The sequence below is a fragment of the Neobacillus sp. 19 genome (assembly GCF_049463095.1).
Classification (GTDB): Bacteria; Bacillota; Bacilli; order Bacillales; family Cytobacillaceae; genus Neobacillus.
This window is the reverse complement of record NZ_JBMPZU010000052.1, coordinates 50,465-69,884: the sequence shown is the minus strand read 5'-3', so window position 1 is coordinate 69,884 and position 19,420 is coordinate 50,465. Positions and strand designations below refer to the sequence as shown.

Genomic DNA, 19,420 nt, shown 5'->3' with positions numbered 1-19,420 from the left:
GAGAGCAGTAAGCTCCCCTTTTTTTAACGATGTTGCTGATAGATACTTGCCTTCGTCAACTCTTTTATGATTGCCACTTCTTCAAATGAAAGCGGCTGGCTTCGGACTGCCGCGGCGTTCCTTTTTATCTGTTCCGGGCTGCTAGCGCCGGCAACCACAGAAGCAACTGCAGGATTGGCCAAATTATACTGAAGAGCTACTTCCGTAAACGAACGTGAAGCTGCCACTTTTTCTTTTACCAATGGTAGAACCGCCTGCAACTCCTCAAAATTATAGTCGAGGTAACCCTTTTCAGAAGCCTTATCTAACAGCTTATCACTTAATAGTCCCTTAGCAAGCGGCCCACGGGTCACAACACTAATGCCATGTTCATGAAGCAGCGGTAATGCAACTTCCTCAGGACGCCGGTCGAGGATGCTATATTGCATCATTACAGATACGATACTAGATTTTTCTACAAATTCTTTTATCACATTTGGGCGAATGGATGAAATCCCATAATATCGAATAAAACCTTCTGTTTTCAATTCTTCAAATGCTTCAATTGTTTCGTCAACCGGGTCTTCAATCGTTCCTCCATGTAATTGATAAAGGTCAATATAGTCAGTCCCAAGTCGTTTCAGGCTGTTTTTTACTGCTTCCTTAATATATTTCTTAGAAGGGTCCCAAGACCAGCTGGTCCGTTCATCATTCCAGCGGTTCCCAACCTTCGTTGCAATAATGACCTGTTCACGGACATCCGTTAATGTCTGTCCGACGATTTTTTCATTTACACCAAAATCATATAAATCGGCGGTATCGAAATAATTAATTCCCTCTTCAAGGGCTGCTTCAATGATTCGCCGTGCAGCCGCCTCTTCCGTACCAATCGACATACAGCCAAGTCCTAATTCACTCACATACAAATCCGAATTCCCAAGTTGTCTCTTTTTCAAAAAATCCCCCCGTTCTTTTCCTACAATTTTAGTCAAGTTTGGGGCAGACTACAAACACTAGGCCTTATTTTTTGGTGATACTTTGGATCCAATCGGTTACAGAATTATATTCCTTATTATATTCTTTTAGTTTTTGCAGGATTTCCCATCCCTTGCCGACAAGGATGATTCCCTTTTCATGCACCACTACTTTCATCCATACCCCTCCAATTAAAGTATGGTAAAATGTATGACGAGATCTAATCGGAAAGAACAGGAGAGACAGTGATGACCAAACTTGAGGAAAAAACGCTGAGAAGCGAAGAAATCTTTTCAGGAAAAATAGTCAGTCTTTATTTGCAGGATGTCGAGCTGCCAAATGGTAAACAGGCAAAACGTGAAATTATTAAACATCCTGGGGCTGTCGCAATTTTAGCTATTACAAATGATAATAAGATTGTAGTGGTTGAACAATATCGAAAAGCATTAGAACGAACGATTGTGGAAATCCCTGCAGGTAAACTTGAGAAAGGAGAGGAGCCGGAGGTTTGTGCCCGTAGAGAACTGGAAGAAGAGACAGGATACGAGTGTAAAAGCCTTGAATTGCTTACATCCTTTTACACATCCCCGGGATTTGCAGACGAAATCGTCCATGTCTATTTAGCCAAAGGTCTTAAGAAAAAAGAAAATGCAGCGAGTCTTGATGAAGATGAATTTGTCAATCTTGAAGAATTAACACTTGAAGAGGCCTTCCAATATGTAAAAGAACAAAAGATTTATGATGCAAAAACCATCTATGCTGTTCAATACTTACAATTACAAGAGGCGTTGAAATAAAAATGAATCGCTACTATGTAGATTTACATATTCACATCGGAAGAACTTGGACAGGTAAGCCAGTCAAAATCACAGGAGCCAAGTCGCTGACGTTTACGAACATCATTGAGCACGCCCGGCACGAAAAAGGGCTCAATATGGTTGGAATCATCGACAGCCATTCTCCAGAAGTAATTCTCGAAATGGAAAGCCTGATCAAAAGCGGCGAAATCGTGGAACATCCAGATGGCGGATTAGTATTTGGAGATTTAACTGTAATTCCTGGTTCCGAATTGGAAATATACGATGAAGGATGTAACGGACCGATTCATTTACTTTGTTATTTTCCGAATCTGTCCATCATGCGGGAGTTTTCCTCATGGCTATCGGCCCATTTGAAGAATATTCAGTTGAGTTCACAAAGGATTTACGTAACAGGTCTTGTTTTGCAAAAAAAAGTAAAAGACCTAGGTGGTATCTTCATTCCTGCCCATGTATTCACACCATTTAAAAGTTTATATGGGAAAGGGGTCAATCAGTCTCTTACAGAGGTGCTTGACCCAAGCTTGATTGATGGGATTGAACTTGGACTAAGTTCAAATACCGAAATGGCAGACCAAATAAAAGAATTACATGACTATACATTTGTAACAAATTCAGATGCCCACTCACTTGCAAAAATTGCCCGTGAGTATCAAGTAATGGCGATGCAGGAACCAACATTCCTTGAATTACAAAAGGCATTAAAGGGAGAAGACGGACGGAAAGTTGTAGCCAATTATGGCCTTGATCCCTATCTTGGTAAATATCACAAAACTGTTTGTGCTGAATGTTTAAACCCCATTGCTGATGATGATCAAATTTGCAACCTGTGTGGAAATAAAAAGATTATAAAAGGGGTAGCCGACCGGATTCTCGAACTAAAAACAGCAGAGAAAGGCCGAGAAGACAGGCCGCCATATGTTCATCAAGTACCGCTGGAGTTTATTCCGGGCTTGGGACCAAAGTTACTTGAGAAGCTTGTCAATCACTTTGGCAGTGAAATGGCGATTTTACACGAAGTACCATTTGAGGGTTTGAAAGAAGTTGTACCAGAAAAAATTGCCAATCTTATTATGAAAGCTAGGGAAGGTAAAGTAAACCTGGCAGCCGGAGGCGGCGGAAAATACGGAAAAATTGCAGATCAATAAAAGAAAATCAAAAAAGGGCCATGGCCCTTTTTTGATTTTCTTTTACGGAATCTATTAAAAGTAGGTCATAGAATAACTAGACTGGCATAGAATGTAATAACTGAACCGAGAATAATAGGAGGAAAGAGCAGATGAAAAAACGATTATACCAGTCAGATGCCGCTAGTTATTTCCGTGAGCATTCCTCAATTTTTTTATTTATTGTTGTTTTATTTTTAATGGGCGTAATCTTTGGGGCTATTGTGGTTAATAGTATGAGCATTACGCAGAAGGAAGATTTATTCTATTATTTATCACAATTTTTTGGCCAAGTTTCTGACGGTAAAGTGGCGGAAGACAATGATTTGTTTTTGCAAAGCTTTTTCCACAACAGCAAGTTTATTGGCCTAATGTGGATTCTCGGAATATCCATTATTGGCCTGCCCGTCATTCTCATTCTCTTATTTATTAAAGGAATGGTTGTCGGATTTACAGTTGGCTTTCTTGTCAGTCAGATGGGCTGGAAGGGCTTTTTGCTAGCCTTCGCTTCGATTCTGCCACAAAACATGATTATCATTCCCGTGTTTATTATGATGGCAGCATTATCGGTCATATTTTCACTAAGAATGATAAAAAGGCAGTTTATGAAGAAATATGCACAACCCATTATGCCTTTTTTCAAAAGATATATATTTTCCTTACTTGCAGCAGTCATTTTTATATCCGCTGCATCTGGAATTGAAGCTTACTTATCACCATGGTTAATGAAAACTATAATGAGTTCGACTGGTTTATAAAAATTATTAAATGATAATAAGTATAAACCCTTGTTTATAATAATTTTATTTTGAATCTCTTTTGTCATCTGTTATAATGAGAATTAACAGTGGCGAGGGAGGGCCTTCAAGATGGAAACTAGAATCGAAAGAATAAAGAAACAGCTGCATTCAGCAAGCTATAAATTAACACCCCAACGTGAAGCAACCGTTCGAGTTTTACTAGAAAATGAAGAGGATCATTTAAGTGCGGAAGATGTGTACCTCCTCGTAAAAGAAAAATCGCCTGAGATTGGTTTAGCAACTGTTTATCGAACATTAGAGCTGCTAACGGAATTAAAAATTGTCGATAAAATAAATTTTGGTGATGGTGTTTCCCGTTATGATCTGCGTCAAGAAGGGGCAGCCCATTTTCACCATCATCTCGTTTGTATTGAATGTGGTGCTGTTGATGAAATTCAGGAAGATTTACTTGAAGATGTGGAAGCCGTGGTAGAGCGCAGATGGAATTTTAAAATAAAAGACCATCGACTAACATTTCATGGAATCTGCTACCGTTGTCAAGATAAAGAAAATGATAAAGCTGAATAAAAAACACAGGGTCCTTTTCACTGAAAGGGCTTTTTTCAATTGTCTCCGATTTTTAATAATTTCCCCCTAATACCGATTACTAGGTATAAAACCTGTACAATTTGGCATACCTTTTAGTAGATACTCGTAAATTGGGGGAAGTAGGATGATTTCTTTTATTAAAGTGGTGTTGCAAACCTTAAAGGTTTTTATTATATTCACTGGGTGCACGATACTCTTTTATTATGGTATCATGTGGGTATCTGAAGAATACCAAAATTATCATCGCTATGATGAACCTGAGGGAGCTGCGTTAAAGGTTTCAAACGCAGTGAAGGAAGACAGTTCTTCTATTTTAGATCGGCTGATGTTTTTTTATTTAAATGGGGAGTAAATGAGATGGAAGATCAATTAAAAAATTTTATGTATTACCTGACAGTTGAAAAAGCGCTGGCAAAGAATACAATAGTTTCGTACGAACGTGACTTAAAAAGTTATCTTCAATATTTAAAAAATATAGAATCCATTCAATTATTAAATGAAGTACAACGTGTTCATATTATCCACTTTTTGGCTTTTTTAAAGGATCAGGGAAAATCAACCAAAACATTGGCAAGGCATATTGCCTCGGTTCGGGCTTTTCATCAGTTTTTATTGAGAGATAAGGCGGCAGACCAAGACCCGTCCGTACTACTAGAAACACCGAAGCTAGAAAGAGCGCAGCCCAAGGTATTAAGTTTACAGGAAGTGGAGATTCTATTAGATGCCCCAAACCTGCATGATCATTTTGGGATGAGAGACAAGGCAATGCTAGAACTTCTTTACGCAACGGGGATCCGTGTAAGTGAACTAATTGGACTTGATCTTGAACACATCCATCTCACAATGGGATTCGTCCGTTGTATTGGACAAGGAAATAAGGAGCGAATTATTCCAATCGGAAGAACGGCAACAGAGGCAATCGGACATTATTTAGAACATAGCAGACCTCATTTTGTTACAGCAAAACACCATGACAATGCCTTATTTTTAAACCATCAAGGTCATCGGTTAACAAGACAAGGGTTTTGGAAAATATTAAAAAAGTTAGCAATAAAAGCTGGTATAACTAAAGAACTCACCCCGCATACTCTGCGCCACTCCTTTGCCACACATTTGTTGGAAAATGGTGCAGACTTAAAGGCGGTTCAAGAGATGCTAGGGCATGCAGATATTTCCACAACACAAATATATTCAAACGTTTCGAAAACAAAGCTAAAAGATGTTTATAGTAAATTTCATCCGCGAGCATAATAGAATGATAGTTTCACATAAATGTCAAAAAACCACCGAAAATTTTGGTGGTTTTTCTTGTAATTTTGAAATCATTTAGTACAATATAGATGTCAGACTTCTGACAAATGTAAGCGAATAAGAAAATTATAATCCTAATTCACAAGGGGCAACATAGTAGTTGTAAACGGTTTCAGTGTAAAAAGGAGGAAAAATCATATGGCTGCAAATACATATAAACGTATTTTTATTGTCGTAATGGATTCAGTCGGCATTGGGGAGGCTCCTGATGCAGAAAAATTTGGTGACAAAGGTGCAGATACCTTTGGCCATATAGCTGAAAGGATGAACGGTCTTAAGATGCCGAATATGGCAAAATTAGGATTAAGTAATATCCGCGAAATTAAAGGGATTGAAAAAGCAGCAAAGCCACTAGCGTTTTATACAAAAATGATGGAAGCATCTAACGGGAAAGATACAATGACTGGTCACTGGGAAATTATGGGTTTGAATATTCAGACACCTTTCCGTGTATTTCCTGAAGGCTTTCCGGAAGAACTCACGTCTGAATTAGAAAAACGTACTGGCCGGAAAGTAATTGGCAATAAGCCTGCAAGCGGGACAGCTATTTTAGATGAACTTGGAGAAGAACATATGAAAACCGGGGCATTGATTGTGTATACATCGGCAGATTCCGTTCTGCAAATTGCTGCACATGAAGAAATTGTCCCACTTGAAGAACTTTATAACATTTGCAAAATTGCGCGAGAACTGACACTTGATGAAAAATATATGGTTGGCCGTATCATTGCCCGTCCATTCTTAGGAGAGCCCGGGAACTTTAAACGGACACCAAACCGTCATGATTATGCATTAAAACCCTTTGACCGTACGGTAATGAGTGAATTAAAGGACGCGGGTTTCGATGTAATCGCCATTGGTAAAATTTCTGATATTTATGACGGAGAAGGCGTTACGAAATCACTCAGAACGGTTTCTAATATGGATGGTATGGATAAGCTGGTCGAAACCTTGGATATGGATTTCACAGGAATCAGCTTTTTAAATTTAGTAGATTTTGATGCTTTATATGGTCACCGCCGTGACCCGGAAGGCTATGGTAATGCACTTGAAGAATACGATGCCCGTCTGCCGGAAGTGTTTGCAAAGCTAAAAGAAGATGATTTATTATTGATTACTGCAGACCATGGGAATGACCCTGTTGCCCCAGGTACAGACCATACACGTGAATATGTACCGTTACTTGTTTATTCAAAAAGGATAGTGGAAGGAAAAGAACTGCCTTTACGAGAGACATTTGCTGACCTTGGAGCGACTGTTGCTGAAAACTTTAAAGTAAAAATGCCTAAATATGGAAAAAGTTTTTTGAATGAATTGAAATAAGGGGGTAAGAAAGTGAATTTTGAGAATATCCAAAATGCAGCTCGCTTTTTAAAAGAGAAATATCCAAAAACGTCAAGGATCGGTCTTATTTTAGGATCTGGATTAGGTGTTCTTGCGGATGAAATCACAAATCCGGTAAAAATACCTTATAATGAAATTCCTGATTTTCCTGTTTCTACAGTAGAAGGTCATGCGGGGCAATTAGTGTTTGGAATGCTGAATGGTGTGGAAGTTGTCGCAATGCAAGGTCGGTTTCATTTTTATGAAGGTTACAGCATGGATAAAGTGACATTCCCGGTTCGTGTTATGAAAGAATTGGGTGTAGAGATGCTAATTGTTACTAATGCGGCAGGCGGTGTGAATGAGAGCTTTTCGGCGGGAGATTTAATGATTATTACAGACCATATTAATAATATGGGGACAAATCCATTAATCGGACCGAATGATTCAAATCTAGGTGTCAGATTCCCTGATATGTCTGAAGCATATTCAAAAGATTTACGTGCTATAGCGAAAGAAATCGCGGAACGTTTAAACATTAAAGTTCAAGAAGGGGTCTATTTTGGAAATACTGGACCTGTTTATGAAACGCCGGCAGAAATTCGAATGGTCCGAGTTATGGGCGGAGATGCGGTTGGAATGTCCACTGTACCTGAGGTAATTGTTGCCCGTCATAGTGGGATAAAGGTTTTAGGAATTTCCTGCATCTCAAATATGGCTGCCGGAATCCTTGATCAGCCGCTAACCCATGACGAGGTAATCGAGACGACTGAAAGAGTGAAAGCTGATTTCCTTTCATATGTAAAAGAAATTGTGAAGAATATCGCGAAATAACGTGGCAATAAATTAAACAAAGTGGTGATAAGAATGAGAATGGTTGACTTAATCGAGAAAAAAAGAGATGGATTTGAATTAACAACCGAAGAGATTAATTTTATTATCAAGGGTTATACGGACGGTTCGATTCCGGATTATCAACTGAGCGCCTTAACAATGGCAATCTTTTTTAGTGGAATGACTGAAAATGAAAGAGCAGACTTAACGATGGCGATGGTTGAATCTGGTGATAAGATTGATCTATCACAAGTTGAAGGTATTAAAGTGGATAAGCACTCTACAGGGGGCGTAGGAGACACCACAACGCTAGTTCTGGGACCTCTTGTTGCCGCACTTGGAGTTCCGGTTGCGAAAATGTCTGGCCGCGGATTAGGCCATACTGGCGGAACAATTGATAAATTAGAGGCGGTTAAAGGCTTCCACGTTGAAATTGAAAATAATGAATTCATTGAATTAGTGAATAAAAATAAGATTGCAGTAATTGGGCAAAGCGGTAACTTAACACCTGCCGATAAAAAGCTTTATGCACTAAGAGATGTAACGGCAACCGTTGATAGCATTCCACTTATTGCAAGCTCTATAATGAGTAAAAAGATTGCTGCAGGCGCGGATGCGATTGTTCTTGATGTTAAAACGGGTGCTGGGGCCTTCATGAAGACGCTTGATGATTCACGAGAATTAGCAAAAGCAATGGTCCGAATTGGGAATAATGTTGGCAGAAGAACAATGGCTGTTATTTCCGATATGAGTCAGCCGCTTGGGTTTGCTATCGGAAATGCTTTGGAAGTGAAGGAAGCGATCGATACCCTAAAAGGTGAAGGACCTGAGGATCTAACGGAGCTTTGTTTAACACTAGGCAGCCACATGGTTTACCTTGCAGAAAAAGCTGACACCCTGGCAGAAGCACGTACAATGCTTGAAAATGTGATTAAGGATGGTTCTGCCCTTGAAAAATTAAAAGTATTTTTAAGTTCTAGGGCGGCGACGCTGCGATTGTCGATGATCCATCTAAAATGCCACAAGCTAAATATATCTTTGAACTTGAGGCGAAGGAAGACGGTTATGTAGCCGAAATCGTTGCAGACGAGGTTGGAACTGCCGCGATGTTGTTAGGTGCTGGAAGAGCAACGAAGGAATCTGTTATAGACCTTGCTGTAGGCCTTGTACTAAGAAAGAAAATCGGCGACCAAGTAAAAAAAGGCGAATCACTCGTTACAATCTACAGCAACTTTGAAAATGTAGAAGAAGTAAAACAAAAGCTTTACGAAAATATCAAGACCTCAAACACAAAAGTAGACGCACCAATTCTTATTCACGGAGAAATAACAGAGTAAACACAATAATCCCTATAGAAGGGTAATAAAGGGTGTCAGGCACCATGTGAAAAATTCACATGGTGCCTGACACCCTATTTTTTTGTGTTGTTGGAGGAAATTATTGTATAAAGTAATTTATTTTGGAAAAAATGGAGGCTATAAAGAATGGAGGGTTATGCGAATGAAACGATTTGTCTCTTTCATAGTGACGTCTTTTTTACTTACTAGTTTATGGAGTCCATCTGCTTTTGCTGCCGAAGAAAAAAAGAGTACTGATATCGTCAGTAATGTTAAATCTGCTATTTTAATTGAACGGGATACAGGAACAGTTCTCTACGAGAAAAATGGGAATGAAAAGCTGCCGCCTGCCAGTATGACTAAAATCATGACCATGCTTCTAATCATGGAAGCTCTGGATCAAGGAAAGCTGACATGGGATGAAAAAATTCGCACTAGCGAATATGCAGCCTCTATGGGAGGATCACAAATTTTCCTTGAACCTGGAGAAGAGATGACAACAAAGGAAATGTTAAGTGGAATCGCGATTGGTTCCGGAAATGATGCATCTGTTGCGATGGCTGAAAAAATCGCCGGCTCTGAAGACGCGTTTGTTGATATGATGAACGATAAAGTAAAAGAATTGGGGTTAAAGGATACATTCTTTAAAAATACAACTGGACTTCCTGTAAGTGGTCATTACAGCTCAGCAGCAGACATGGCCGTAATGGCAAAAGAGCTTTTAAAATATGAAGACATTACAAAATTTACTGGTATGTATGAAGCATACCTTCGCGAAAATACAGACAAAAAATTCTGGCTCGTTAACACCAATAAATTAGTACGTTTTTACCCTGGTGTCGATGGCCTGAAAACAGGCTTTACTGCAGAAGCAAAATACTGCCTAACGGCAACAGCTCAAAAAGATGGTATGCGTGTGATTGCCGTTGTTTTTGGTGCTCCAACATCAAAAGAAAGAAATGCACAAGTTACCAAAATGCTTAATTATGCCTTTGCCCAATATCAAACACATCCGATGTTTAAACGAAATCAAACCATTGGTCAGGCGAAAATAAGCAAGGGGAAGGATAAGTCTATTGAGGCTGTGACAAGCGAACCATTATCGTTATTGACAAAAAAAGGGGAAAAGACAGCGGATGTGAAACAAAAGATTGTCATACAAAAAAATCTAAACGCTCCTATTACAAAGGGTGATAAAGTAGGGACAATAAAGCTCATTAAGAACGGAAAAGTCATCCTGGAAAGTCCGTTAGTAGCAGGTAAGAGTGTTAAGGAAGCAGGATGGTGGACACTTTACAAACGTTCATTCGGAATGTTTACAAAGGCTGGAAAGTAACGGACGGTGCGTGTCGAAACATCAAGATACATTACTAATTTTAGCGAATTACGACTAGTTTTGTATATATAGAAGGAGATTACCGTTTGTAAAGCGAATTGACTCACTATACCAGAATAAGGAGGACGGGGATAGTGAGTCTTAACATTGATATGGAAACTAAACATGATGTTTTATGTATTCGCTTAAGTGGTGAATTGGATCACCATACTGCGGATGAACTTCGTGAGCAGGCAGCAGCTATTATTGAAAAAAATGAAATTCGTCATATTGTTTTAAATCTTGAACAGCTTTCTTTCATGGATAGCTCTGGATTAGGGGTTATTTTAGGAAGATACAAACAAATTAAACAGGTTCATGGTGAAATGGTCGTTTGTGCAATTTCCCCAGCAATACAAAGATTATTCGATATGTCTGGTTTATTTAAAATTATCAAAATGGAACCGACAGAGGAATTTGCATTGCAAAGATTGGGGGTAGCCTGAATGAAGAATGAAATGAAGCTAGAGTTCAGTGCTTTAAGTCAAAATGAATCATTTGCCCGTGTAACCGTTGCTGCCTTTATTGCTCAGCTTGACCCGACAATGGATGAGCTGACTGAGATTAAAACAGTTGTTTCAGAAGCAGTTACCAATGCGATTATTCATGGCTATGAAAATGATCCTAATGGAATTGTATATATTCAGGTTTCCATTGAGGATAGCCTGATTGATATGACCATTAAGGATGTTGGTTTAGGAATTGTAGATGTAGAGGAAGCGCGTCAGCCCTTATTTACAACAAAGCCGGAATTGGAACGGTCCGGTATGGGATTCACCATCATGGAAAACTTCATGGATGTGGTAGAGGTTCACACGCAGCCAGGCCGAGGAACCGAGGTTAAATTACGGAAGCATTTAAATTCCAGCAAAATGCTTTGCAATTAAGGAGACTTGCCAATGGATGTGGAGGTCAAGAACGAAAATAAACAAACGTATTTAAAGGATCATGAAGTGAAAGAGCTCATTAAAAAGAGTCAAGAAGGGGACCAGGAAGCTAGAGATTTAATTGTTGAAAAAAATATGAGGCTCGTTTGGTCTGTTGTCCAACGGTTTTTAAATAGGGGCTATGACCCGGATGACTTGTTTCAAATTGGTTGTATAGGATTATTAAAATCAGTTGATAAGTTTGATCTTTCTTATGATGTTAAGTTCTCCACATATGCTGTTCCGATGATCATTGGTGAAATTCAACGATTTATCCGCGATGATGGAACCGTGAAGGTAAGCCGATCGCTGAAAGAGATGGGGAACAAAATTCGAAAGGCAAAGGATGAACTATCTAAGATACTTGGGAGAATACCTACTGTTAATGAAATTTCAGCGCATTTGGAACTAACTCCTGAAGATATAATCCTGGCTCAGGAAGCAAGCAGGACGCCTTCATCCATTCATGAAACCGTTTATGAAAACGATGGGGATCCAATTACATTACTAGACCAAATTGATGACGGTAATGAAGGGAAATGGTTTGATAAAATTGCTTTAAAAGAAGCCATTCGTGAATTGGACGAACGGGAAAGACTTATTGTTTATTTGAGATATTATAAAGATCAAACCCAGTCAGAAGTGGCTCTTAGACTTGGAATTTCTCAAGTTCAGGTATCGAGACTGGAAAAAAAGATTTTACAGCAAATGAAAGACCGTATGGATCTCTAATCCATACGGTTTTTTCTTTTATATACATGAAATATGGGAGCATTACTCATACTACATTCAAGGAAATCATTGTGTGGGAAGTGAATGTTTTGGAAAAAACAATCTACATTCGCATGCGGAATCGTGTTCAAGCCGAGCCGGAAGAAAAAGTTTTATTAAAGGATGCTGCTCAAATTATTGCCCCTGAAGCCATACGACCAATTTTAGAAACGATGATGATCCATCAATTAACCCAAAAGGATCGAAATATTGTTGTTATTGATGTAATGAAAGTTATCGAATTAATTACTAACAAATTTGGAGATTTGGAAGTTCAAACCATTGGCCCTGCACAAACGATTATTGAAGTAACATTTAAAAAGAAAGGTGTTTCTATTCCTTTTTTTCTTTTAATATGGATCCTATTATTTTTTGGATCAGCTATGACTATCATGAATTTTCATGATGATGTCAGTATGCAAAGTGTCCATGAAAAAATCTATACCATCATCACGGGTGAGAAGGACACGAAGCCATTACTTTTTCAAATACCTTATTCCATTGGTCTCGGTCTAGGCATGATTCTATTTTTCAATCATGTATTTAAGAAGCGGCTAAATGAAGAACCAAGTCCACTTGAAGTAGAAATGTTTAATTATCAAATGGATTTAGACAATTATGTCATTATTCATGAAAACAAAGAAAGTATGAAACGGCTTAATGACAACGATTAAAATATTGGCAGTATTATTTATTGGATTAGCAAGTGGATTAGCCGTAGGTTCTGGTTTTGTGGCGTTTCTTACCGTACTTGGAGTAATTCCAAGGCTGATGCAGTTAAGTAAGACAATGAAAATGATTCATCAGTATGAATGGGCTGTTGTAACCGGTGCTTTAGCAGGAGTCATCGGAAGCCTAAGAGATCCAGTATTGCATATTCCATCCTTTTTTTTAATTCTGTTGGGTATTACTGGCGGAATATTTGTTGGGATGCTGGGAGCTGCATTGACAGAAGTATTAAATGTTTTCCCCATTCTGGCGAAAAGGATTCGGCTGGATGGGCAAATTATCATATTAATCATGGCAATTGTATTTGGAAAAATATTTGGAGCTATTTTTCAATGGCTTTATTTTGTTCATCATTAAAAGGGTTTGTTATGAAAGGACATCAAAGTATGAGTAATCGGAGGCGGGTCATATTAGTAACAGATGGTGATGATTATGCAAGAAGAGCTGTTGAGTATGTTGCAAAGGAGATTGGCGGACGCTGCATTTCCCATTCTCATGGGAATCCTTCTACACTAACGGGTCCGGAAATCGTTAAGTTAATAAAAAAGGCCCCCCATGATCCTGTATTGGTGATGTTTGATGATAGCGGCATTGTAGGGGAAGGAGCGGGTGAATCAGCACTAAAGTTTGTAGCATTACATAAAGATATAGAGGTCCTTGGGGTTATTGCGGTAGCCGCAAAATCGAGACATGAGGAGTGGACAAGGGTAGACGTAAGTATTGACCGCGAGGGAGAGCTTACGCCGTATGGTGTTGATAAATATGGTATAGCAGAACTTGAAATCGGGAGAATAAATGGGGATACCGTTTACTGTCTTGATGAACTAGACATCCCCATTATCGTAGGAATTGGTGATATTGGCAAAATGGCAAGGCGTGACTCTTATAAACTTGGTTCACCAATTACAAAAAAAGCAGTGGAAATAATCCTTGAAAGGAGTGGCTTTCATGGCAAGAAATAATGAGCAAATGTGGCCGGTCCCGGAATCCGTAAATGAAATTGAAAACTATATGAAACAACGTGCAGGCCTTGGGGTAAGTTTTGATATAGGGATTAGAAAGTTAAAAATTCTTAAAAAAGATGTTCATATCTATTATGTAAATGGATTATGTGATTCGTTATATATCATTCAGCTGATTGAAGAATTAGTAGAGATCAATGATCATGAAAAATTATCAACAGATTTATTTAAAATTATTGATAATAGACTTGTTAACCAGTCGGTTGAACAGGTTAAAACACTTGATAAAATAGTCACTCAAGTCCTGTCAGGATTAATTGCCATTGTGATGGAAGGGCAAAATACTGCACTTGTCGTCGACGTAAGGAGCTATCCTGGCAGATCCCCGCAGGAGCCTGATACGGAAAAGGTTGTTCGAGGATCTCGTGATGGATTTGTCGAAAATATTATTCTCAACACAGCATTAACAAGAAGGAGAATCAGAGATGAACGGCTTCGCTTTGAAATGCTTCATGTAGGAAAGCGTTCAAAAACGGATGTAGCTCTTGGTTATTTAGAAGACGTAGCAGACGCTGATTTATTAAATATTCTACGTAAGGAAATTCTAGCAATCGATGTTGACGGAATTCCTATGGGAGATAAAACCATTGAAGAGTTTATCGTTAAACAAGGATGGAATCCGTTTCCAATGGTTAGATATACCGAAAGAGCAGATGTGGCGGCAGCTCATATTTTAGAAGGTCATGTGATTATTTATTGTGATACCTCACCAAGTGTCATTATCTCGCCAACCACTTATTTTCATCATGTTCAGCATGCTGAAGAATTTCGAGAATCACCGGCAATGGGGACATTTGTCCGTTGGACGCGGTTTTTAGGTGTTCTTGCGTCGATTGTGTTACTTCCGTTATGGTTACTATTCGTTTTGGAGCCGTCCTTATTACCTGAAAAGGTCTCCTTTATAGGTCCGAATGAACAAACTAATATTCCTGTTGTGGTTCAATTAATCATGGCCGATTTCGGTATCGAATTTTTAAGGATGGCAGCCATTCATACCCCGACTCCGTTATCAACTGCAATGGGCTTAATTGCTGCTGTGTTGATTGGTCAAATCGCGATTGACGTTGGTCTATTCGTTCCTGAGGTAATCCTTTATGTGGCAGTGGCAGGTATAGGAACATTTACAACTCCAAGCTATGAATTAGGTGTGGCCAATAAAATGGCCAGAATGGCATTAATGATATTGGTAGCGATCTTCCATACGCCAGGATTAATCATAGGCAGCACATTAATGTTTTTATTTGTTGTAAAAATGCGTGCGCTAAATACACCATACTTTTGGCCATTTCTTCCTTTTGAACCAAAAGGATTTATGCAGATTGTCTTCCGCAGGGCGATCCCTGGATCATTACTTAGACCTAGTATTGTCCACCCGCGGAATCGTTACCGGCAGCCGCCAAAGGCGAATGAGAAATAATTGCGGTTTTTTTTCTGTTATGCTAAAGTAATTTTAATTAAATAAAGGGATAAAAAATTTAAAAATAGGCAGTATCTTATGGAGATTCTGTCTATTTATTTATTATAATGGACTACATAAACTAAAGTGAGTTGTTTACGGAGAGAGGGAATAGAATGTATTTTTATGGGTCAACTGGGGTAAATAAAAACGGGCATTTAGAAATAGGCGGGGTTGATGCTGTCGAATTAGCGCAGCAATATGGAACACCGCTTTATGTGTATGATGTCGCCTTAATGAGAGAAAGAGCACGAGGATTTAAACAAACATTCGAAGAACTTAATGTAAAGGCACAGGTTGCTTATGCCAGTAAAGCATTTTCAACGATTGCCATGATCCAGATTGCAGAGGAAGAGGGGCTATCACTCGATGTTGTGTCCGGCGGAGAATTGTACACGGCCATAAAAGCCGGATTTCCGGTAGAAAAAATTCATTTTCACGGAAATAATAAAAGCCGGGAAGAATTGGAAATGGCATTAGACCACAAAGTTGGTTGTATAGTAGTTGATAATTTTACAGAACTGGAACTATTAAAAACAATCTGTCAAAAGAAACATGTGAATGTTAGTATTTTATTAAGGGTTACACCTGGAATTGAGGCACACACCCATGACTACATTTTAACTGGACAAGAAGATTCAAAATTTGGTTTTGATCTTCAAAATGGACAGGCGGAAGAGGCATTAAAAATGGCGATTCAGCTTAAAAATTTTGATGTTCTCGGAATTCATTGCCATATTGGTTCACAAATTTTTGAAACAACCGGGTTTTTGCTGGCTGCAAAAAAAATTGTTGAAAAGATGGAACAGTGGAAACATGAGTTTTCCTTTGAGGCAAAAGTGCTGAACTTGGGCGGCGGTTTTGGGATTCGTTATACAAAAGAGGATGAGCCAATACCCCCATCCCAATATGTAAGGGAGATTATTACTGAGGTGAAAAAATTGGCCGAACAGCACGCATTAACTATGCCGGAAATCTGGATAGAGCCTGGCCGGTCACTTGTTGGTGATGCCGGTATTACCCTATATCAGGTCGGTTCTTCAAAAGAAGTTCCAGGCGTCCGTAAATATTTAGCTGTTGATGGCGGAATGAGTGATAATATTCGCCCAGCTCTTTATCAAGCGAAATATGAAGCGGTCCTTGCTAATAAACCATTAGCTAAAGCCGATGAAACCGTCTCAATTGCCGGGAAATGCTGTGAATCGGGTGATATGTTAATTTGGGATTTACCACTTCCCGAGGCAGGAGAAGAGGATATTCTTGCCGTATTTTGCACAGGTGCATATGGCTATTCCATGTCGAACAACTATAACCGGATTCCGCGGCCTGCTGTCGTATTTGTTGAAAACGGAAAAGCCACTCTTGTTGTAAAAAGAGAAACGTATGAGGATTTAGTAAGGCTCGATCTGCCACTCAAATAAAGAAAAGCTGCCGCAATGCGGCAGCTTTTCTTATGAAAAAATAGATTTTATTGCATCGATAAGCCAAATGAAAAATTGCTTGATTTTTTCTAAAAATCCCTGACCTTCTTCGGATTGCAGGAATTTTGAAATCCGGTCTTTCGCTTTATTTAGCTGATCGCTTACTTGGTTCCAGTCAATGTTTAAATCCTTCAGTTTGTTAAAAAAGTCAATCAGCCTTTGCATTTCATCAGCGGTAAGGGTTACATTTAAATCTTTTGCAGCCTGTTCAATAATTTTTCGTAGTTCTTCATCATTTTTCGGTTTGTTTTTAGCAATTTCTTCTTTTACTTTTGCAATTAGGGCAGCAGCATTCTTTTCACCGATGGAGTCACCGAGTTTGGCGGTTTCTACCATTTCTTGATTCGCAGCCTGTTTTACCTCTTCTGGAATCGTTTTATCGGCTGAAATTTCATATGCCTTGATAATGCCTGTTAGGGCTGCGGTTCCGGAAACAGATATAGGGGCTGTAATATAGATATTGGCATCTTTAACCCCTGCGGTGATCAAGGCATTGACATACATTTCATCCGTAACCCAGTTAATGTTCTTGGTTTTTACCGTTATCCCTGACCCTTTAGGTGCAATGGTAATGGCTGAGGAGGAGATGGCCTTAGTGCCGATAAGTGATTTTGCGACATAGTTCCCTAAATATTGATGCTCCTCTTGATTCGATACAGTGACAATTTGGACGTCAGTTGGTGCACCCATTTCTTCTAGCAGGGTAGTTTTTTGTGTTTCCGTTAAATTTTCGCCTAAGGTAACAATCATATCCCCCTCTGCCATGTCCGCAAAGCTGTGGTTGGGCAGAGTGAATATCATCATTGATAGCAGAAGAACGATTATTTTTTTCATTGTTTGCCTCCTTGAAGTGTATCCATAAGAAAAAGGTTTTTTATAGCTCTTTTACTAATATAACCGAAACCCTTAATATAAACGAAAAATTTACTCTGGAAGTTTCATAGTTTTAAAAATATTTATGGTTTAATTTACATCTTTGAAAGTGAAAATAGATTATTTTTGTTATTTAGTGTAGAATGGTGGCAGGAAAGAACTCTTTTGGGGGATAAGTTTTCATGAGAAAGAATTGGATTTTGTTTGGTGTCCTTATTGGTATTTCGGTCATATGGGGATTAATCTACTGGCTTTTTATTGCACCTAATCGATAGAAATTTTTGTATTTGATGATTGCCTTTAATTTATGTATGATTGTGTTTAGTGAAACATAATAAAATCTACTACATATAATGTATAATGATTAGTAATGATTTTTTTGGAAAAAATATACTATTGTTAAACCAGGAATTTCATCGGTTTATTTAATATAATGAGGGATCAAAATGTTAATTCGTTATAAGAAGACATTCGAAAAAATCGCCATGGGTTTATTGTCCTTTATGCCAAATGAAAAGGATTTGAAGAAGCTCCAGATCACAATGAAGGAATATGAGACCGAAGAGGATTGGCAGCTTTTTTTGTGGAAAGAAGAAGACATAATTGGACTTCTTGGTATTCTTTATCAGAATGATGCGAATGCCTTGGTGATTCAGCATATATCAGTAAACCCTTCCCATCGTTTTCAGGGTATTGGGAAAAAAATGGTGAAGGCATTGAAAGAAATGTATGCAGACAAGGAAATAATCTCAAATGAAAATACGGCGGCATTTATTGAAAAATGTGATGTTTGCTAGTTAGACTATATCAAAAGGCAGAGAATAAATTATTCTTTGCCTTTCCGCATTTTCAAGGACTGATGTCTTTCCTCGATAACGCCTGATCGATCCCGTAAGGTATGGCGATGAATGAGGCTGATATTAGTGTAATCACTATCTTTTCCCCAGGGAAAACCTGCTTTTACACAATAGTTTTCGCACATTTTTAGCAGCGTTGAGTCACAAATCGGTAAATCAAAACTGCTATAGGCTGCCTCTTTTTCAATTAAGGATAAACGGACTGTTAATAAATCATTTAGGAGCTGCTTCTCCAAGCCAAGTTTTCTTAACCAGCCAGCCTGTGTCTCAAAAATCTTTATTGCCTTTTCTAATGTCCTTCTTGCCCCATTGAAATTGCTCCTGCGGTGATGATAGGTAGAAACCGCTAATAATATGAGACCAACCCAGATAGATGATTTATTTCGGCAATCTGTGTTTTTCCAATATTCCTCAAGTATTTCATGACATTCAAAATAATCCCGGTCTCCATGAAAATGGGCTAAAAATTGGATATACTCTTTTGGATACAAGCAATCACTCCTAAGCAGTTTATGTAATTTCTATTTTAACATAAAAGCCCGCCAAAATTGACGGGCCTCATATTGCGCTTATTACTTAGTAAACCCAAGCAGCACCAACGATAATTAATAAAATGAATAAAACAACAATTAAGGCGAAGCCGCCGCCATATGCGCCATCCATATTAAAACCTCCTACATATTTTTTATTCGTTTCCTTGTCATTTTATGTAGGAGTATTGTCCATTGTTATGGGCAAACATCCTGTTTTCAATAGAAAGTATGATAGGTGATTTTTCTATTGGATAACCCCTTCGGAATCCTCTATACTATACATGGTGTACAAAAATTTATTTTTT

23 protein-coding genes and 1 pseudogene are annotated in these 19,420 nt (G+C 38.6%); 19 read left to right on the top strand and 5 right to left on the bottom strand.

The window, feature by feature from the left end; all coding sequences use genetic code 11:
* Positions 1-23 precede the first annotated feature (23 nt).
* The gene (locus ACO1D1_RS16455) at positions 24-935 is read right to left on the bottom strand and encodes an aldo/keto reductase (protein WP_423336483.1); all 912 of its coding nucleotides are present in this window, start codon (positions 933-935) and stop codon (positions 24-26) included.
* A 64-nt stretch (positions 936-999) separates the two neighbouring features.
* Positions 1,000-1,131, bottom strand: a complete 132-nt coding sequence (mciZ, locus tag ACO1D1_RS16450) for a Z-ring formation inhibitor MciZ (protein WP_149870871.1) — start codon at positions 1,129-1,131, stop codon at positions 1,000-1,002.
* A gap of 71 nt (positions 1,132-1,202) precedes the next feature.
* Here mciZ and ACO1D1_RS16445 point away from each other — a divergent pair, with 71 nt between their 5' ends.
* From ACO1D1_RS16445 to lysA, 18 genes and pseudogenes are all read left to right on the top strand, one after another.
* Positions 1,203-1,751 carry an NUDIX hydrolase gene (locus tag ACO1D1_RS16445; protein WP_149870870.1) on the top strand — a complete coding sequence of 183 codons (549 nt, stop codon included), beginning with the start codon at positions 1,203-1,205 and terminating at the stop codon, positions 1,749-1,751.
* Between the two features lie 2 nt (positions 1,752-1,753).
* The gene (locus ACO1D1_RS16440) at positions 1,754-2,920 is read left to right on the top strand and encodes an endonuclease Q family protein (protein ID WP_423336482.1); all 1,167 of its coding nucleotides are present in this window, start codon (positions 1,754-1,756) and stop codon (positions 2,918-2,920) included.
* 131 nt (positions 2,921-3,051) lie between these two features.
* Positions 3,052-3,696 carry a stage II sporulation protein M gene (spoIIM, locus tag ACO1D1_RS16435; protein ID WP_149870867.1) on the top strand — a complete coding sequence of 215 codons (645 nt, stop codon included), beginning with the start codon at positions 3,052-3,054 and terminating at the stop codon, positions 3,694-3,696.
* A gap of 111 nt (positions 3,697-3,807) precedes the next feature.
* Positions 3,808-4,266: a Fur family transcriptional regulator gene (locus ACO1D1_RS16430; RefSeq protein WP_149870866.1), complete on the top strand. Its 459-nt coding sequence runs from the start codon at positions 3,808-3,810 to the stop codon at positions 4,264-4,266.
* Between the two features lie 145 nt (positions 4,267-4,411).
* Positions 4,412-4,639: a YqzK family protein gene (locus ACO1D1_RS16425; RefSeq protein WP_149870865.1), complete on the top strand. Its 228-nt coding sequence runs from the start codon at positions 4,412-4,414 to the stop codon at positions 4,637-4,639.
* Positions 4,640-4,644: 5 nt separating this feature from the next.
* Complete coding sequence (xerD, locus tag ACO1D1_RS16420; protein WP_149870864.1) at positions 4,645-5,538, top strand: site-specific tyrosine recombinase XerD; 894 nt, start codon at positions 4,645-4,647, stop codon at positions 5,536-5,538.
* 198 nt (positions 5,539-5,736) lie between these two features.
* Positions 5,737-6,921 carry a phosphopentomutase gene (deoB, locus tag ACO1D1_RS16415; protein ID WP_149870863.1) on the top strand — a complete coding sequence of 395 codons (1,185 nt, stop codon included), beginning with the start codon at positions 5,737-5,739 and terminating at the stop codon, positions 6,919-6,921.
* A gap of 12 nt (positions 6,922-6,933) precedes the next feature.
* On the top strand, positions 6,934-7,755 hold the full coding sequence (locus ACO1D1_RS16410; RefSeq protein WP_423336481.1) for a purine-nucleoside phosphorylase: 822 nt from the start codon (positions 6,934-6,936) through the stop codon (positions 7,753-7,755).
* Between the two features lie 33 nt (positions 7,756-7,788).
* Positions 7,789-9,092, top strand: a pseudogene (locus tag ACO1D1_RS16405) (pyrimidine-nucleoside phosphorylase).
* Between the two features lie 163 nt (positions 9,093-9,255).
* On the top strand, positions 9,256-10,428 hold the full coding sequence (locus ACO1D1_RS16400; RefSeq protein ID WP_149870860.1) for a D-alanyl-D-alanine carboxypeptidase family protein: 1,173 nt from the start codon (positions 9,256-9,258) through the stop codon (positions 10,426-10,428).
* A 134-nt stretch (positions 10,429-10,562) separates the two neighbouring features.
* A complete protein-coding gene (gene spoIIAA, locus ACO1D1_RS16395; protein WP_149870859.1) occupies positions 10,563-10,913 on the top strand; it encodes an anti-sigma F factor antagonist in 351 nt (116 codons plus the stop codon).
* Positions 10,914-11,354: an anti-sigma F factor gene (gene spoIIAB / locus ACO1D1_RS16390; protein WP_149870858.1), complete on the top strand. Its 441-nt coding sequence runs from the start codon at positions 10,914-10,916 to the stop codon at positions 11,352-11,354.
* 12 nt (positions 11,355-11,366) lie between these two features.
* Positions 11,367-12,125, top strand: a complete 759-nt coding sequence (gene sigF / locus ACO1D1_RS16385; protein ID WP_423336480.1) for an RNA polymerase sporulation sigma factor SigF — start codon at positions 11,367-11,369, stop codon at positions 12,123-12,125.
* 89 nt (positions 12,126-12,214) lie between these two features.
* Positions 12,215-12,838, top strand: a complete 624-nt coding sequence (locus ACO1D1_RS16380) for a stage V sporulation protein AA (RefSeq protein ID WP_423336479.1) — start codon at positions 12,215-12,217, stop codon at positions 12,836-12,838.
* On the top strand, positions 12,825-13,250 hold the full coding sequence (locus ACO1D1_RS16375; RefSeq protein ID WP_149870855.1) for a stage V sporulation protein AB: 426 nt from the start codon (positions 12,825-12,827) through the stop codon (positions 13,248-13,250). The genes ACO1D1_RS16380 and ACO1D1_RS16375 overlap by 14 nt, the downstream gene beginning before the upstream one ends.
* 29 nt (positions 13,251-13,279) lie before the next feature.
* On the top strand, positions 13,280-13,855 hold the full coding sequence (locus ACO1D1_RS16370) for a stage V sporulation protein AE (RefSeq protein WP_423336478.1): 576 nt from the start codon (positions 13,280-13,282) through the stop codon (positions 13,853-13,855).
* On the top strand, positions 13,842-15,332 hold the full coding sequence (locus ACO1D1_RS16365; protein ID WP_149870853.1) for a spore germination protein: 1,491 nt from the start codon (positions 13,842-13,844) through the stop codon (positions 15,330-15,332). The genes ACO1D1_RS16370 and ACO1D1_RS16365 overlap by 14 nt, the downstream gene beginning before the upstream one ends.
* A gap of 155 nt (positions 15,333-15,487) precedes the next feature.
* Positions 15,488-16,792 (top strand): diaminopimelate decarboxylase, encoded by a 1,305-nt coding sequence (gene lysA / locus ACO1D1_RS16360; RefSeq protein WP_149870852.1) that lies wholly within the window; start codon positions 15,488-15,490, stop codon positions 16,790-16,792.
* 30 nt (positions 16,793-16,822) lie between these two features.
* On the opposite strand, the gene ACO1D1_RS16355 is transcribed toward lysA, so the two are convergent.
* Positions 16,823-17,686 carry a DUF1002 domain-containing protein gene (locus ACO1D1_RS16355; RefSeq protein ID WP_149870850.1) on the bottom strand — a complete coding sequence of 288 codons (864 nt, stop codon included), beginning with the start codon at positions 17,684-17,686 and terminating at the stop codon, positions 16,823-16,825.
* Between the two features lie 485 nt (positions 17,687-18,171).
* Here ACO1D1_RS16355 and ACO1D1_RS16350 point away from each other — a divergent pair, with 485 nt between their 5' ends.
* Positions 18,172-18,522 carry a GNAT family N-acetyltransferase gene (locus ACO1D1_RS16350; RefSeq protein WP_149870849.1) on the top strand — a complete coding sequence of 117 codons (351 nt, stop codon included), beginning with the start codon at positions 18,172-18,174 and terminating at the stop codon, positions 18,520-18,522.
* Between the two features lie 29 nt (positions 18,523-18,551).
* On the opposite strand, the gene ACO1D1_RS16345 is transcribed toward ACO1D1_RS16350, so the two are convergent.
* The gene (locus tag ACO1D1_RS16345; protein ID WP_149870848.1) at positions 18,552-19,073 is read right to left on the bottom strand and encodes a DUF309 domain-containing protein; all 522 of its coding nucleotides are present in this window, start codon (positions 19,071-19,073) and stop codon (positions 18,552-18,554) included.
* An 85-nt stretch (positions 19,074-19,158) separates the two neighbouring features.
* Positions 19,159-19,245, bottom strand: a complete 87-nt coding sequence (locus ACO1D1_RS16340; RefSeq protein WP_149872750.1) for a YjcZ family sporulation protein — start codon at positions 19,243-19,245, stop codon at positions 19,159-19,161.
* Positions 19,246-19,420 lie beyond the last annotated feature (175 nt).